At 56.6% G+C, this 14,605-nt stretch carries 13 protein-coding genes; 8 read left to right on the top strand and 5 right to left on the bottom strand.

Translation table 11 applies throughout. The annotated features are described in order from the left end of the window. Window position 1 precedes the first annotated feature (1 nt). The 3 genes from paaC to paaA are packed head-to-tail and all read right to left on the bottom strand — an operon-like array spanning window position 2 to window position 1,986. Window positions 2-748, bottom strand: a complete 747-nt coding sequence (gene paaC / locus KTH07_RS08265; RefSeq protein ID WP_015570597.1) for a 1,2-phenylacetyl-CoA epoxidase subunit PaaC — start codon at window positions 746-748, stop codon at window positions 2-4. A gap of 8 nt (window positions 749-756) precedes the next feature. After that, a complete protein-coding gene (gene paaB / locus KTH07_RS08260; protein ID WP_003857353.1) occupies window positions 757-1,044 on the bottom strand; it encodes a 1,2-phenylacetyl-CoA epoxidase subunit PaaB in 288 nt (95 codons plus the stop codon). 12 nt (window positions 1,045-1,056) lie between these two features. Next, window positions 1,057-1,986, bottom strand: a complete 930-nt coding sequence (gene paaA, locus KTH07_RS08255) for a 1,2-phenylacetyl-CoA epoxidase subunit PaaA (protein ID WP_032619724.1) — start codon at window positions 1,984-1,986, stop codon at window positions 1,057-1,059. 285 nt (window positions 1,987-2,271) lie between these two features. Between paaA and paaZ the strand changes: the two genes are divergently transcribed. The 7 genes from paaZ to KTH07_RS08220 all read left to right on the top strand — a co-directional run bounded on the left by paaZ (window position 2,272) and on the right by KTH07_RS08220 (window position 11,533). Continuing rightward, a complete protein-coding gene (gene paaZ, locus KTH07_RS08250) occupies window positions 2,272-4,311 on the top strand; it encodes a phenylacetic acid degradation bifunctional protein PaaZ (RefSeq protein WP_075606857.1) in 2,040 nt (679 codons plus the stop codon). 225 nt (window positions 4,312-4,536) lie between these two features. Further along, entirely contained in the window at window positions 4,537-5,019 is a 483-nt protein-coding gene (locus KTH07_RS08245) for an Hcp family type VI secretion system effector (protein ID WP_023303677.1), read from the top strand. Between the two features lie 113 nt (window positions 5,020-5,132). After that, window positions 5,133-5,426 carry a polymorphic toxin type 44 domain-containing protein gene (locus KTH07_RS08240; RefSeq protein WP_223825170.1) on the top strand — a complete coding sequence of 98 codons (294 nt, stop codon included), beginning with the start codon at window positions 5,133-5,135 and terminating at the stop codon, window positions 5,424-5,426. Then, complete coding sequence (locus KTH07_RS08235) at window positions 5,404-5,799, top strand: hypothetical protein (RefSeq protein ID WP_023303676.1); 396 nt, start codon at window positions 5,404-5,406, stop codon at window positions 5,797-5,799. The genes KTH07_RS08240 and KTH07_RS08235 overlap by 23 nt, the downstream gene beginning before the upstream one ends. A 160-nt stretch (window positions 5,800-5,959) precedes the next feature. Next, on the top strand, window positions 5,960-8,233 hold the full coding sequence (gene tynA / locus KTH07_RS08230; RefSeq protein WP_217310913.1) for a primary-amine oxidase: 2,274 nt from the start codon (window positions 5,960-5,962) through the stop codon (window positions 8,231-8,233). A 168-nt stretch (window positions 8,234-8,401) separates the two neighbouring features. Next, window positions 8,402-10,375 (top strand): alkyl/aryl-sulfatase, encoded by a 1,974-nt coding sequence (locus KTH07_RS08225; RefSeq protein ID WP_217310912.1) that lies wholly within the window; start codon window positions 8,402-8,404, stop codon window positions 10,373-10,375. A gap of 51 nt (window positions 10,376-10,426) precedes the next feature. Beyond that, the gene (locus KTH07_RS08220) at window positions 10,427-11,533 is read left to right on the top strand and encodes a GGDEF domain-containing protein (protein WP_023296554.1); all 1,107 of its coding nucleotides are present in this window, start codon (window positions 10,427-10,429) and stop codon (window positions 11,531-11,533) included. 98 nt (window positions 11,534-11,631) lie between these two features. Here KTH07_RS08220 and KTH07_RS08215 read toward each other — a convergent pair whose 3' ends face one another. Then, entirely contained in the window at window positions 11,632-13,131 is a 1,500-nt protein-coding gene (locus KTH07_RS08215; RefSeq protein ID WP_017384522.1) for an aldehyde dehydrogenase family protein, read from the bottom strand. 241 nt (window positions 13,132-13,372) lie between these two features. On the opposite strand from KTH07_RS08215, the gene feaR reads away from it, so the two are divergent. Continuing rightward, entirely contained in the window at window positions 13,373-14,281 is a 909-nt protein-coding gene (gene feaR, locus KTH07_RS08210) for a transcriptional regulator FeaR (RefSeq protein WP_017694062.1), read from the top strand. Here feaR and KTH07_RS08205 read toward each other — a convergent pair whose 3' ends face one another. Beyond that, the gene (locus KTH07_RS08205; RefSeq protein WP_032619732.1) at window positions 14,282-14,599 is read right to left on the bottom strand and encodes a YdbL family protein; all 318 of its coding nucleotides are present in this window, start codon (window positions 14,597-14,599) and stop codon (window positions 14,282-14,284) included. Window positions 14,600-14,605: the final 6 nt, after the last annotated feature.

Below are 14,605 nucleotides of genomic sequence, written 5' to 3'. Positions count from 1 at the left end.
TTTACCACTGCTGGCCGGGGTAAACGCGCTGGAGATACTGCATCTCTGCCAGCATCGGCCCGAGGTGTTCAGTATGTAGCCCCTTCTTGCCGCCCGTGCGATACGCCACCTCTTCGGGCACGCGGAGGGTGGCTTCCGCCAGGCCAGCAAACACTTCGCGCTCCCACGGGTCCCGCAGGTCGCGCGGATCAACCGCCACGCCGTCATCAATTAGCGCCAGCTCGACGTCGTCGGCGTCGAACAGTTCAGCCGTAAAGCGCCACAGGCTATCCACCGCCTGCTGCATTTTTTGTGCAGAGGTTTCTGTTCCGTCCCCCAGCCGCACCAGCCAGCCGCGGCTAAAGCGCAGGTGATAGCGCGCCTCCTTAATGGCTTTTGCCGCGATGGCGGCAAGCTGACTGTCGCTGCTGTGGATCAGCCGCTCGTAGAGCGCCACGTTCCACGCATCCATCAGATACTGACGGGCAATGGTGTCGGCGAAGCTGCCGTTTGGCTGTTCCACCAGCAGTAAATTGCGGAACTGACGCTCATCGCGGCCATAGGCCAGGGTGTCTTCATCGCCCTTACCCTCCCGTTCAGCGGCGTAGGTCAGGAAATTGCGCGCCTGCCCGAGCAGATCAAGGCCGATATTGGCGAGCGCCAGGTCAATTTCCAGCTCCGGCGCGTGGCCGCACCAGGCGCCCAGACGCTGTGAGAGCACCAGACCGTTGTCGCCCAGACGCAGGGCATAAGCAGATACGTTGTTCATCCCCAACCTCACATATGCTCGATGCCATCAGGGATGGTGTAAAACGTCGGATGGCGGTAGACCTTGCTTTCCGCCGGATCGAAAAACTCCCCGCTCTCTTCCGGCTGGGAAGCGACGATTTCACTCGCCTTCACCACCCAGATGGAACAGCCTTCGCTGCGGCGGGTATAGGCATCGCGCGCGTTTTCCAGCGCCATGCGGTCGTCGGCAGCGTGAAGGCTGCCCACATGCCGGTGCGACAGCCCCTGCTTCGAACGGACAAAAACTTCGTATAACGGCCAGTAAACATTGCTCATGGTTGATTCCTCTTATGCGGCCTGGCGGGCGCGTTGTTTTTCCGCGTGGGCCAGAGCGGCTTCACGCACCCATGCGCCGTCGTCCCAGGCTTTACGTTTTGCGGCCAGACGTTCGTGGTTGCAGATCCCGCGCCCGTTGATCACCTCGTCAAATTCCTGCCAGTCGATTTCGCCGAAGCGGTAGTGGCCGCTCGCTTCATCGAAACGCAGGTCGGGGTCCGGCACGGTCATACCGAGCATCTCCACCTGAGGCACCGTGTTGTCCACGAAGCGCTGGCGAAGCTCATCGTTGCCAAAACGTTTGATCTTCCAGGCCAGACTGCGGGCGCTGTTTGGGGAGTTGTCGTCGTTGGGTCCAAACATCATCAGCGCGGGCCACCAGAAACGGTTGATGGCGTCCTGCAACATCTGCCGCTGGGCTTCGCTGCCCTGCGCCAGCGCCATACAGGCCTCAAAACCCTGACGCTGGTGGAAGCTTTCTTCTTTACAGATTTTCACCATCGCCCGGGCATACGGACCGTAAGACGTACGGCACAGCGCCACCTGGTTCACAATGGCCGCCCCGTCCACCAGCCAGCCAATGACGCCGATATCGGCCCAGCTCAGGGTCGGATAGTTGAAGATGGAGGAGTATTTCATCTTGCCGTCGAGCATCTTTTGATAGATGTCCTCCCGGGCGCAGCCCAGCGTTTCCGCCGCGCTGTAGAGGTACAGGCCGTGTCCGGCTTCGTCCTGCACCTTCGCCAGCAGAATGGCTTTCCGGAGCAGCGTCGGCGCGCGGGTGATCCAGTTCCCTTCCGGCAGCATGCCGACAATCTCAGAATGGGCGTGCTGTCCAATCTGGCGGATCAGCGTCTTGCGGTAGGCATCCGGCATCCAGTCCTGCGGCTCGATGGCCGTCTCCTGTGCGATGCGTTGCTCAAAGCGTTGTTCTTGCGTCACATAACCACCCTTGTGATTCGTTAAATCACCACAAATAGCAAAATGGTGAATCATTTGGTTTCTTAAAAGTTACACAAAGGTTAAATATAACCCCAAGAAGCGTTTGTTTATTTTGTGACGACGCTCGCAAGCCTTTTCATGAAAGGCCGATGACGCAAGGCTTCTGGGTGGTCAGGTTAAGCAATACAGATCACAGCGTTAACAATTCATTAAAACTCAGCTTGATTTTTATGATTCGCGATCAAACTATTTATAGTGAAATTACGAAACGTCTGGAGAGAAGAAATGCAGCAGTTAGCCAGCTTCTTGTCCGGCACCTGGCAATCAGGCCGGGGCCGCGAGCGCACCATCACCCACGCCATCAGCGGGGAAACGCTATTTGAAGTCACCAGCGAAGGGCTGGATATGGCGGCCGCGCGCCGTTACGCCATTGAACACGGCGGGGAAGCGCTCCGCGCAATGAGCTTTATCGAGCGCGCCGCCATGCTGAAGACGGTGGCCAAACATCTGCTGAGCCAGAAGGATCGGTTTTATGCCCTGTCAGCCCAGACCGGCGCGACGAAGGCCGACAGCTGGGTGGATATTGAAGGCGGTATCGGCACCCTCTTCACCTACGCAAGCCTCGGCAGCCGTGAGCTGCCGGACGATACCCTGTGGCCGGAGGATGAACTGATCCCGCTGTCGAAGGAAGGCGGCTTTGCGGCACGTCACGTGTTAACGTCGAAATCCGGCGTGGCGGTGCATATCAACGCGTTCAACTTCCCGTGCTGGGGGATGCTGGAAAAGCTCGCGCCCACCTGGCTTGCCGGGATGCCCGCCATCATCAAGCCCGCCACCGCCACCGCGCAGGTGACTCAGGCGATGGTGAAAGCGATCGTCGAGAGCGGACTGGTGCCGGACGGCGCCATCAGCCTAATCTGTGGTGGCGCGGGCGATCTGCTTAACCAGCTTGACAGCCAGGACGTGGTGACGTTTACCGGGTCGGCCAGCACCGGGCAGAGCCTGCGCGTCCACCCGAATATCGTCGCGCATTCCATTCCGTTTACCATGGAAGCAGATTCTCTTAACTGCTGCGTGCTGGGTGAGGACGTGACGCCGGAACACCCGGAGTTTGCACTGTTTATTCGCGAAGTGGTGCGCGAGATGACTGCCAAAGCCGGGCAAAAATGTACCGCCATCCGCCGCATCATCGTGCCGGAAGCGCAGATTGACGCCGTCAGCCAGGCGCTGATTGCGCGGCTGGAGAAAGTAGTCGTCGGCGATCCGGCCCAGGAAGGGGTGAAGATGGGGGCCCTCGTCAACGGTGAGCAACGTGCTGACGTGCAGGAAAAAGTCGATCATCTGCTTGCCGCGGGCTGCCAGATCCGTCTGGGTGGTAAAGCTGATTTGCAGGCGGCTGGCGCATTCTTCCCGCCCACCCTGCTGTTCTGCCCGCAGCCGGACGAAACCCCGGCCGTTCACGCCACCGAAGTCTTTGGCCCCGTCGCAACCCTGATGCCCTGCCGTAACACCGAACACGCCATGCAGCTGGCGCGGGCGGGCGGCGGCAGCCTGGCGGGAACGCTGGTTACGGCAGATACCCGCGTGGCGCGGCAGTTTATTGCCGGGGCAGCGCGCGCCCACGGACGTATTCAGATCCTCAACCAGGAATCCTCGAAAGAATCCACCGGCCACGGTTCACCGCTGCCACAACTGGTGCACGGTGGTCCGGGACGTGCGGGCGGCGGCGAAGAGCTGGGCGGCCTGCGCGCGGTGAAGCACTATCTTCAGCGCACGGCCATTCAGGGCAGCCCGTCCATGCTCGCCGCGATCGGTAAACAGTGGGTCCGTGGCGCGGAGGTGCAGGAAGATCGCGTTCATCCCTTCCGTAAATACTTCGAGGAGTTACAGCCGGGCGACAGCCTGCTGACCCCGCGTCGTACCCTGACGGAAGCGGATATCGTGAATTTTGCCTGCCTGAGCGGGGATCATTTCTACGCCCATATGGACAAAATTGGCGCGGCGGAGTCGATTTTTGGTGAGCGCGTGGTACACGGTTATTTCCTGATTTCCGCCGCAGCGGGGCTGTTTGTCGATGCCGGGGTTGGGCCGGTTATTGCCAACTACGGTATGGAAAACCTGCGCTTTATCGAGCCGGTCAAGCCGGGCGATACCATTCAGGTGCGCCTGACCTGTAAACGTAAAACGCTGAAGAAACAGCGCACTGCCGAGGAAAAACCCACCGGCGTGGTGGAATGGGCGGTGGAGATCTTCAACCAGCACCAGCAGGCCGTGGCGCTCTACTCCATCCTGACGCTGGTGGCGCGCCAGCAGGGTGACTTTTAATCAAAGCAATGGCATTAACCTTGCGGTCTCGAGTGTTTGAGCGCATCACAATCAGCGGAAGGTAAAACAGGGACTGGTTGGCTTTGATTAATCGAACCATCCAGTCTGCCTGGTTTGGATAAGTTACAACCGGAAACACTAAGCAAATTGACCATGTAGTTAGCATGGTTATTATTTAGCTCCGGGAATATTCCCGCATTAAATTACATGGATGATTAACAAACTATGGCAATTCCTGTTTACCTTTTCTTAACTGACGATGGTGGGTCAAAAATTACAGGCTCGGTGGATGTTCGTTACCGTGAGGGAAGCATTGAAGTCACTGGCTTTACACACAATCTTCGCCTCCCAACCGATCCATTGACCGGGAAAATTACCAGTAAACGTAACCATGCCCCAGTCGTATTTCAAAAAGAAATCGATTCCTCCTCCCCTTACCTGATGAAAGCCGTTGCGACTGGCCAAACCCTTAAAACGGCTGAGTTCAGGTGGTATCGCATTAATGACGCCGGACAGGAAGTAGAATATTACAATATGCGTCTCGATAATATTCGCGTCGTTTCCGTCACGCCATTGATGCATGACATTAAAGACCCGATGAAAGAAAAACATAATCATCTTGAAGTCGTGGAGCTACGCTATGATAAAATAACATGGACATATTGCGATGGTAATATACAGTTTGCAGACTGTTGGGCTGAGCGTTAAATATGCGCACTCCTTCCTATTCAACACCCTATAATATTGCATCCTTTGCACCACCTGGCGTGGACGTGGTTAGCCACATGGTAATAGCGCGATTCCATGGTGGACCCTCATTAATGACCTACATATGGTTTTATCAAATGGTCAGAAACCATGGTCCCTGGGATTACAAACAAGGCCGTGCAGAGTATGCTAATTTTGGCAATTTTCATTACGGTGCCGTTGGTGCGGCAGCAGGCATTCCTGAGGGAATTTTGCTCCGGGGGGCAGGTACTGCACAGATTCTCGCCGGGACAAGCGATCCTGCCGAATTTGCAAAATTCCAGAACAATAATAATTACGGTGATGACCCAGTCGATCAGTTATGGATAAGGGCAGGAATAGATTATGCGCGACGTTCGGGTTTTTAACTGGCGAACTGGAGTCATTATCTTTATTTTTCTTATATTCATTGCATACCCTTTCCGCGATCTGTTTACCGTGTATGAAAACTTGCAGGAAAAAATCAAGGTTAACGATCGTTTAACTCTTTACATCACCCAGGTTGAGACGGGCTCACTATCTAAAAACAGGTATCATATTTATCTCGTTGATGCGAAAAAAAGCCCGGAAGACTTCATGTCTAACATTAAAGATATCAATCCCGTCATGATCACCGATGACGATAAAGCTTCTGTGGCAATTAAAAATGGAGACATTTATCTTCGCGTTCGCGGTACGGTTTATTCGTTCACGACGGCAGGTTTTGATGTCCGCATGCATCTCGATAGCTCGCCTTACTGAAGCACACTTTATCTGTCACGGGGGTGTGATTTACCCCCGCTCTTTTTTTAACCTGGCAAGACTGACAAACAACCTGGCAGATGCAGGCAAACGCTTTTCGTGCGCGCCTGTCAGGATAAGGCTGACACAACACAATAAACACAACAAGATGAGGTCTGCGATGGGAAGCAATTCTTCTTTTTCTGCCCGTAGAACGGCACTGGCCATGGCCGTTGCGCTCTGTTGCGCCTGGCAATCCCCTGTTTACGCTCACGGCAGCGAGGCGCATATGGTCCCGATGGACAAAACGCTTCAGGCGTTTGGCGCGGACGTGCAGTGGGATGATTACGCCCAGATGTTCACCATCGTCAAAGACGGTGCCTTTGTGAAGGTCAAACCCGGCGCAAATACCGCCATCGTTAACGGCAAACCGCTGACGCTCCAGGTGCCCGTGGTGATGAAGAACAATAAGGCGTTTATCCCGGAGACCTTTATCAACGATGTCTTTCAGTCCGGTCTTGATCAGACATTCCAGGTTGAAAAAGGCCCCCACCCGTTAAACGCGCTGACGGCTGATGAAATCAACCAGGCCGTAGCCATTGTGAAAGCCTCTGCGGATTTTAAACCCAATACCCGCTTTACCCAGATTGCGCTGGCGGAGCCAGAAAAGGCCAAAGTCTGGGACTTTGTGCTTAACGGCACGGCGGTGGATGCGCCCCGCCAGGCCAATATCATCATGCTTGATGGTAAACACATCATCGAAAGCCGGGTGGATCTGAAGGACAAAAAGATCCTCCGCTGGGAGCCGATCAAAGACGCGCACGGCATGGTGCTGCTGGATGACTTCAATACCGTGCAGCAGATCATCAATGAAAGCCCGGAGTTTGCCGCCGTGCTGAAAAAGCGCGGCATTACCGACCCGAAGAAAGTGATCACCACTCCGCTTACCGTCGGCTTTTTTGACGGCAAGGATGGGCTGAAACAGGAAGACCGCCTGCTGAAAGTGATCAGCTATCTCGACGTGGGCGACGGTAACTACTGGGCGCACCCGATCGAAAACCTGGTTGCGGTGGTGGATCTCGAGCAGAAGAAAATCCAGAAGATTGAGGAAGGCCCGGTCGTGCCGGTTCCGCTCACGCCGCGCCCTTATGATGGCCGCGACCGCGTTGAAACGGTGAAAAAACCGCTGGAAATTATCGAGCCGGAAGGCAAGAACTACACCATCACCGGGGATAGGGTGCACTGGCAGAACTGGGATTTTCATCTGAGCCTGGACTCACGCGTCGGCCCGATAATCTCCACCGTGACCTATAACGACAACGGCAAAAAGCGACAGGTGATGTATCAGGGATCGCTCGGCGGCATGATTGTGCCGTACGGCGACCCGGATATCGGCTGGTACTTTAAAGCCTATCTGGACTCCGGCGATTACGGCATGGGTACCCTGACCTCCCCGCTGGTGCGCGGCAAGGATGTTCCGTCTAACGCCGTGATGCTCAACGAAACCATCCCGGATTACACCGGCGCGCCAATGGAGATCCCCAGGGCGATCGCCATTTTCGAGCGTTACGCCGGGCCGGAATATAAGCATCAGGAATTAGGTAAACCCAACGTCAGCACCGAACGCCGCGAGCTGGTGGTGCGCTGGGTCAGCACCGTGGGTAACTACGATTACATCTTCGACTGGGTATTCCACGAAAACGGCACTATCGGCATTGATGCAGGGGCTACGGGCATTGAAGCGGTGAAAGGCGTGCAGACGAAAACCATGCATGATGCCACCGCGAAGGATGACACCCGATACGGAACGCTGATCGACCATAATATTGTCGGTACCACCCACCAGCACATCTACAACTTCCGTCTGGATATGGACGTGGACGGCATCAACAATAAGCTGGTGGCCATGGATCCGGACGTCAAACCGAACACCGCTGGCGGACCGCGCACCAGCACCATGCAGGTTAATCAGTATGATATTGATACCGAACAGCAGGCGGCGCAGAAGTTTGACCCGGGCACCATCCGCCTGCTGAGCAATACCAGCAAAGAGAACCGCATGGGCAACCCGGTCTCGTATCAGATCATCCCTTACGCGGGCGGCACACACCCGGTAGCGTCCGGCGCGAAGTTTGCCCCGGACGAGTGGATTTATCACCGCCTGAGCTTTATGGATAAACAGCTGTGGGTGACGCGTTACCATCCCGACGAGATGTACCCGGAGGGAAAATACCCGAACCGTTCCACGCACGATACCGGCCTCGGCCAGTACAGCAAAGATAACGAATCGCTGAACGACCAAGATAACGTCATCTGGATGACCACCGGCACCACCCATGTCGCCCGCGCCGAGGAGTGGCCGATAATGCCGACGGAATGGGTGCACACGTTACTCAAGCCGTGGAATTTCTTTGACGAGACGCCAACGCTCGGCAAGAAAAAAGAGCAGAAATAACCCACCGACCGGGCGTAATGCCCGGTTTTTCATCCGCTTACTTGCTGAATTACTCTCCCCGATTATAGTTATTGTTACCTCGCTTAATCCTTTTGCATTTCTTGACACACTTTCACCAGGATTCGAAGTCCCCACAAACAACGTCACAGTTTACTGAGAGGTTTTAGGATGAGAATCAATGAGATCGTCAGGAGTCTCGCGCTGGCGGGATGTTTTATTTCTGCCAGTTCCGCCTGGGCCGCAGAAGCACCTAAGGATGCCACCGCAGCAACGCAACAGGCCAACAACGCACTCTTCAACCAGCTTCCTTTCTCCGATAACACCGATTTTACCAACGCCCACAAAGGGTTTATTGCCCCGCTGCCTCAGGACATTATCAAAGGTGAGCAAGGCAACACCGTCTGGGATCCGCAGCAGTACGCTTTTATCAAAGAAGGCGATAAGGCGCCCGACTCGGTTAACCCGAGCTTATGGCGTCAGTCCCAGCTGATTAACATCAGCGGTCTGTTTGAAGTGACCGAAGGCGTCTACCAGATCCGTAACCTCGACCTGTCAAACATGACCATTATTGAAGGTAAAGAAGGCATTACCGTGGTCGACCCGCTGGTGTCGGCGGAAACGGCCAAAGTCGGGATGGATCTTTACTATAAAAATCGCGGTAATAAGCCTGTGGTCGCCGTTATTTACACCCACAGCCACGTTGACCACTATGGCGGCGTGCGCGGCGTGGTGGATGAAGCAGATGTGAAGTCCGGTAAGGTGAAAATCTACGCGCCCGCCGGATTTATGGAGGCCGCCGTCGCGGAGAATATCATGGCGGGTAACGTCATGAGCCGCCGCGCCAGCTATATGTACGGCAACCTGCTGAAGCCGGATGCGAAGGGCCAGGTCGGCGCGGGTCTCGGCACCACCACCTCCGCCGGGACGGTGACCCTGATCGCCCCGACCAATATCATCGAGAAAGATGGTCAGAAAGAGGTGATCGACGGCCTGACCTATGATTTTATGCTCGCGCCGGGATCGGAAGCGCCTTCTGAGATGCTCTGGTATATCGAAGAGAAAAAGCTGATCGAGTCAGCGGAAGATGTCACCCATACCCTGCACAACACCTACTCCCTGCGCGGCGCGAAAATTCGTGAGCCGTTGCCATGGTCGAAATACATCAACCAGGCGATTGTACGCTGGGGTGATAAAGCCGAAATCATTATGGCGCAGCACCACTGGCCGACATGGGGCAACGACAACGTGGTTAACCTGCTGAAAAGCCAGCGCGACCTGTATCGCTACATCAACGACCAGACCCTGCGCATGGCGAACGAAGGGCTGACCCGTGACGAGATTGCCGCCAACTTCAAACTGCCAAACTCCCTGGCCAATACCTGGGCAAACCGTGGCTATTACGGTTCTGTCAGCCATGACGTTAAAGCGACCTACGTGCTCTATTTAGGCTGGTTTGACGGCAACCCGGCGACCCTGGACGAACTGCCGCCTGAAGAAGCCGCGAAGAAATTTGTGGACTACATGGGCGGTGCGGATGCCATCCTGAGCAAAGCGAAAACCGACTTTGACCAGGGGAACTACCGCTGGGTGGCTCAGGTGGTCAGTAAAGTGGTCTTTGCCGATCCAAATAATCAGGCCGCGCGAAACCTGGAAGCGGATGCGCTGGAGCAGCTGGGTTATCAGGCTGAATCAGGCCCGTGGCGTAACTTCTACCTGACCGGCGCCCAGGAGCTGCGTAACGGCGTGGTGAAAGGACCGACCCCGAACACCGCCAGCCCGGATACCGTGCGCGCGATGACGCCAGAAATGTTCTTTGACTATCTGGCGGTGCACATTAACGGTGAAAAAGCGGCGGATGCAAAATCGGTGTTTAACATCGACCTCGGCAGCGACGGCGGTAAATACAAGCTGGAGCTGGAAAATGGCGTGCTGAACCACACGGCGAACGCCGAAGCGAAAGACGCTGACGCGACCGTGACCCTCAACCGCGATAGGCTGAATAAAATCATCCTGAAAGAAGTGACGCTTAAACAGGCGCAGGATAACGGCGATATCAAAGTGACCGGCGATGCCGCAAAACTTGATGCCATGCTCGGTTACATGGATAAATTTGAATTCTGGTTTAACATTGTGACCCCGTAAAGGCAGCACTCGCGGGCGGACGTTCCGCCCGCTCAAGGAAAATTCTCTTCAATGGAAAAAAGACATCCAGCCACACCCGAACCCGCGATATGGCCTACCCGTAAATCAATGGTTGTTCACGGGCTGGCCGTGAACCTGCCGTGGCTCGCCTTTGTGAATGCCAGCTTTGCCCTTATGGTCCTGCTGCGCAATTCGCTGTTCGGCCATATCGATGCCCTCCTGCACATCAGCCCCCCTCTGCGGCAGATGATTGACGCCTCCATGCTGGGCGTGGTGATCCTTTCCGTAGCGCTGGTGATCATGGCCTGGCGCCACATCCGCGGCGTCAGCGCCGTTTTGTTTATGTGCAGCCTGCTGTGGTCGATAAGTTGTTACTGGTTTATCAACGTGTTACAGCTTCCTCATCCCTGGCCTATATTCGTTACCCTGCTGATGGCCGGTATGACCGCGCTCTATTTTCACCCGGTTGCACTGCTCTGCTTCACCGTTCCGCTATGGGTAAGCCTGCCCGTTGCCAGCATGCTGCTGAATCAGGAAATTAATTATCGCTTTGCCGGGCTGTGGGTGGTGTTCACGTTCATTCTCGTGTGCGGGCGCTATATCCTGTTGAGCTGGTTTGAAGAGGCGTGGCGTCGCAACCAGCAGAATCAGCGTTTAATTTCACGGCTGGATGCGCTGGCCCATCAGGATCCGCTGACGAAAACGGCCAACCGCCGGGCGATGGAGCTGGTGCTGGAAAATGCCGTAGAGCAAGGCAAACGCTTCGCGGTGCTGATGCTGGATGTCGATTACTTCAAACTGTATAACGACACCTACGGTCACCAGGCCGGAGATGCGTGTCTCGCGCGGGTGGCAGAGGTGCTGAACACCTCGGTGCGCACGCCAGAGGATGTGGTTTCGCGCTACGGTGGCGAGGAGTTTGTGGTGATCCTCTTTGACTGCGAAGAAAGCGTTGCTGAGAAAGTCGCCGCGCGGATCCAGGCTGGCCTGCGCAACGCAGCCATTCCGCACAGCGCGTCGAAGGTTAGTGAATGTGTGACGGCGAGTATGGGCATTGCAGGCTATACCGCAGGGCTGGCCGGCCCGGAAATCATCGCCCGCGCCGATGCGGCGCTGTACAGGGCGAAGGAGGCCGGGCGGAATCGGTGGTCGCTGTAAGTTACGCCGGGTGGCGCTGCGCTTACCCGGCCTACAAAACCAACCTTTTTCCTCCATCCCGTAGGCCGGGTAAGGCGTAGCCGCCACCCGGCGTTTTTTTAATACCGCACACACACCGACTTGGTTTCACACCAGCCGTCCAGCCAGTCGGGGCCGAAATCGCGCCCGGTGCCGGACTGCTTCATGCCGCCGAACGGCAGGTTGGCGTCTATCAGCGTGTGGCTGTTCACCCACACTGTTCCGGCCTGTAACCTGTCGGTATACGCAAGCGCTTTACTGATGTTCTGCGTCCAGACGCTGGCCGTTAAGCCATATTCAGTGTCGTTCGCCAGCTGAAGCGCCTCTTCCCCATCGGCCACACGAACCAGGTTCACCACCGGCCCGAAGACCTCTTCACGCGTCAGTCGCAGATGATTATCCGGGTTGACCACCAGCGTTGGCGAAACGTAATAGCCTTTGCCGTCTGGCCCCCGGTTCCCGGCGATCAGCTCCGCATTGTGCGCCTTCGCCTCATCCAGGAACGCCTGAACCTTATCGCAGTGGGCGCGCGACACCAGCGGGTTGATAAACGCCTCCGGCGACATGCCCGGCCCGACGCTGAGGGATTTCACGGCCTGTTCAAACCCGCTGACCAGCGTGTCGAACAGCGGAGCCTCAATATAAATGCGCGAGCTGGCCGCGCAGACCTGCCCCTGGTTCAGGAAGCTGCCGGTCATCAGCCCTTCAATCACCCACGCCGGGTCGGCATCTTTCAGCACGATGGCCGGGTTTTTGCCGCCCAGCTCCAGCGTCACGCCCGTTAGCGTGTCCGCCGCCGCGCGGGCAATCTGCTTGCCCGTCGCCGTCGAACCGGTAAAGCTCACTTTGGCAATGCGCGGGTGCGAGGTCAGCGCCGCGCCACAGACGGCGCCACTGCCGGTCACCACGTTGAACACACCCTCCGGGATCCCCGCCTCGCTCGCCAGTTCCGCCACCCGTAACAGGGTGAGCGGCGTGGTTTCCGACGGTTTGATCACGATGGAGCAACCTGCCGCCAGCGCGGGCATCACTTTCCACATGCCAATCATCAGCGGGAAGTTCCACGGCACAATCCCCGCCACGACTCCCACCGGCTCTTTACGCGTCCACGCCTGATAACGCGCGCCCTGCGGCAGTGGAATCGAGAGATCGAGAGTTTTACCGGCAATTTTGGTGGTCAGCCCTGCCGTGTAGCGCATCCAGTTCAGGGTGCAGCCCACCTCGAAGGCGCGGGAAATGTTAATCGATTTCCCCTGCTCCAGGGTTTCGAGCTGTGCCAGCTCTTCGCCATGCTGTTCCACCAGATCCGCAAACCGCAGCAGGATACGTTCCCGCTCTGCCGGCAGCCGTCCGGCCCAGCTTCGGGCGACAAAGGCGCGCCAGCCAGACATCACCGCACGATCGACATCATCGACGCTGGCATCGGCGGTAGAGGCAATAACCTCTCCGGTCGCCGGGTTGTAGACGTTCAGACGCTTTTCGCTATCGGATGCCGCCTGACGCCCTTCGATCCACAGGCCGTGCTGGCGATCTAAAAACTGCTGCACGCCCGGCAGGATGGCGACATGTGATTCGGACATAGAATACTCCTTCGTTATGCTTCGCAGGGTGTGTATGCAGTCTAAGAGGGGATTCGCATTCCTGCTTTTGTCTGTGTGACATTCGCTTTGCCAGCTGTGACAGGGTCCGCAAATCGTGATAATTCCCGCTTATATCGCTGTAACCGTTGAGTGTTCTTTCCTATAGTCAGCCTCGTAGCCCTGACAAAATGCAACATAAATGCAACAATGCGAAAACAGTGACGGTGCAGCGAGAACATCAATGGCGTGTGCAAGCGAACAGGACAATTTTCAGCAGTGGCTGGCGCAAATTAACCAGGTTTGTGGGCGCTTTGCGGCACGTCCGTTAGAGGGGGCGTTTCTCGGCGAGCTGGAAACCAGCTACACCCAAAGTCTGAAGCTGAGCACGGTGACCGCCGCAGGCGTTAACCTGTTTCGCACCCGTCAGGAGATCAGAAACGGCAACGACGCCTGGTTCTACACCGTGTTTCAGCTGGAAGGCAGCGCCGGAATCGAACAGGACGACCAGCGCGCGATGCTGAAAGCCGGGGATATCACGCTGATTGACGCCTCCCGCCCGTGCTCCATTTACTGGCAGGAGCGTTCCCGCCAGATTTCGCTCCTGCTCCCGCGACAAATCATTGAGCAACACGCGCGTTTTCAGGAAGTGAGGTGCGCGCTGCCCCTTTCCCGCAGTCTGCCTACCGTACAGCTGAGCTACCGTCTGCTACAGGAGAGCATGGGCAATGCCGATCTCAGCGCCAGTGAAAGCGAAGCGGCGCTTGAGGCGATGGTGTGTCTGCTGCGTCCGGCCTTCCAGCAGCGTGACGAGGTGCTGCCGCGCAAGGAGCGTCAGTTCCGCCACGTTCTGTCCCTGATTGATGATCATATTCAGTCGGAGGCGTTAAGACCGGAGTGGATAGCCTCAGAGAGCGGCATGTCCGTGCGTAGCTTGTACCGCATGTTTGCCGGGAAAGGGCTGGTGGTAGCGCAGTATATTAAGAACCGTCGCCTCGATTTATGCGCTCAGGCGCTGCGTTCCATCAGCGATGACGAAAAGCTGGCGGGGATTGGCTACAGCTGGGGTTTCACCGACCATAGCCATTTTTCCACCGCCTTTAAGCAGCGTTTCGGGGTTTCGCCGGGCGAATACCGCAGGCGTTATCGCTAGCTATTTTTTCAGCCACTTGCCGTTAATTCCCTTCACGTACTCACCCGGCTGCGCGCGGGCCACCAGCTTTTGTCCCGCCATTTTCGCCACCTCGTCGACGGGCAAATTATTACTGTCAGCCAGCTGCTGGTAACTTTCCGTGCGTGCGGCGTTGATACGGTTCACCAGCGCCAGGGTTTCAGCGTCGTGCTGAACGGGCGCAAGATAGCCGCTCAGGGTTTCCCCTACGCGCCCCTGGGCACGCGCATCGTTGAGCGTAAGCGTGGCGGCGTGAACTTTCATCCCCAGCGCCAGTAACATCAGAGCAAATCGTTTCATGACATC

This window comes from Enterobacter cloacae complex sp. ECL72 (genome assembly GCF_019056635.1).
Classification (GTDB): domain Bacteria; phylum Pseudomonadota; class Gammaproteobacteria; order Enterobacterales; family Enterobacteriaceae; genus Enterobacter; species Enterobacter hormaechei_C.
Note: the sequence above shows the minus strand (reverse complement) of the source record. Positions and strands in the feature narration are given on the sequence as shown.

Bases quoted from the DNA above. Each gene is read 5' to 3' on its own strand.
- feaR (WP_017694062.1), top strand. From the start codon at position 13,373: ATGGCGTGTGCAAGCGAACAGGACAATTTTCAGCAGTGGCTGGCGCAA.
- KTH07_RS08235 (WP_023303676.1), top strand. From the start codon at position 5,404: ATGCGCGACGTTCGGGTTTTTAACTGGCGAACTGGAGTCATTATCTTT.
- KTH07_RS08215 (WP_017384522.1), bottom strand. From the start codon at position 13,131: ATGTCCGAATCACATGTCGCCATCCTGCCGGGCGTGCAGCAGTTTTTA.
- KTH07_RS08220 (WP_023296554.1), top strand. From the start codon at position 10,427: ATGGAAAAAAGACATCCAGCCACACCCGAACCCGCGATATGGCCTACC.
- KTH07_RS08245 (WP_023303677.1), top strand. From the start codon at position 4,537: ATGGCAATTCCTGTTTACCTTTTCTTAACTGACGATGGTGGGTCAAAA.
- KTH07_RS08225 (WP_217310912.1), top strand. From the start codon at position 8,402: ATGAGAATCAATGAGATCGTCAGGAGTCTCGCGCTGGCGGGATGTTTT.
- paaC (WP_015570597.1), bottom strand. From the start codon at position 748: ATGAACAACGTATCTGCTTATGCCCTGCGTCTGGGCGACAACGGTCTG.
- KTH07_RS08240 (WP_223825170.1), top strand. From the start codon at position 5,133: ATGACCTACATATGGTTTTATCAAATGGTCAGAAACCATGGTCCCTGG.
- tynA (WP_217310913.1), top strand. From the start codon at position 5,960: ATGGGAAGCAATTCTTCTTTTTCTGCCCGTAGAACGGCACTGGCCATG.
- KTH07_RS08205 (WP_032619732.1), bottom strand. From the start codon at position 14,599: ATGAAACGATTTGCTCTGATGTTACTGGCGCTGGGGATGAAAGTTCAC.
- paaB (WP_003857353.1), bottom strand. From the start codon at position 1,044: ATGAGCAATGTTTACTGGCCGTTATACGAAGTTTTTGTCCGTTCGAAG.
- paaZ (WP_075606857.1), top strand. From the start codon at position 2,272: ATGCAGCAGTTAGCCAGCTTCTTGTCCGGCACCTGGCAATCAGGCCGG.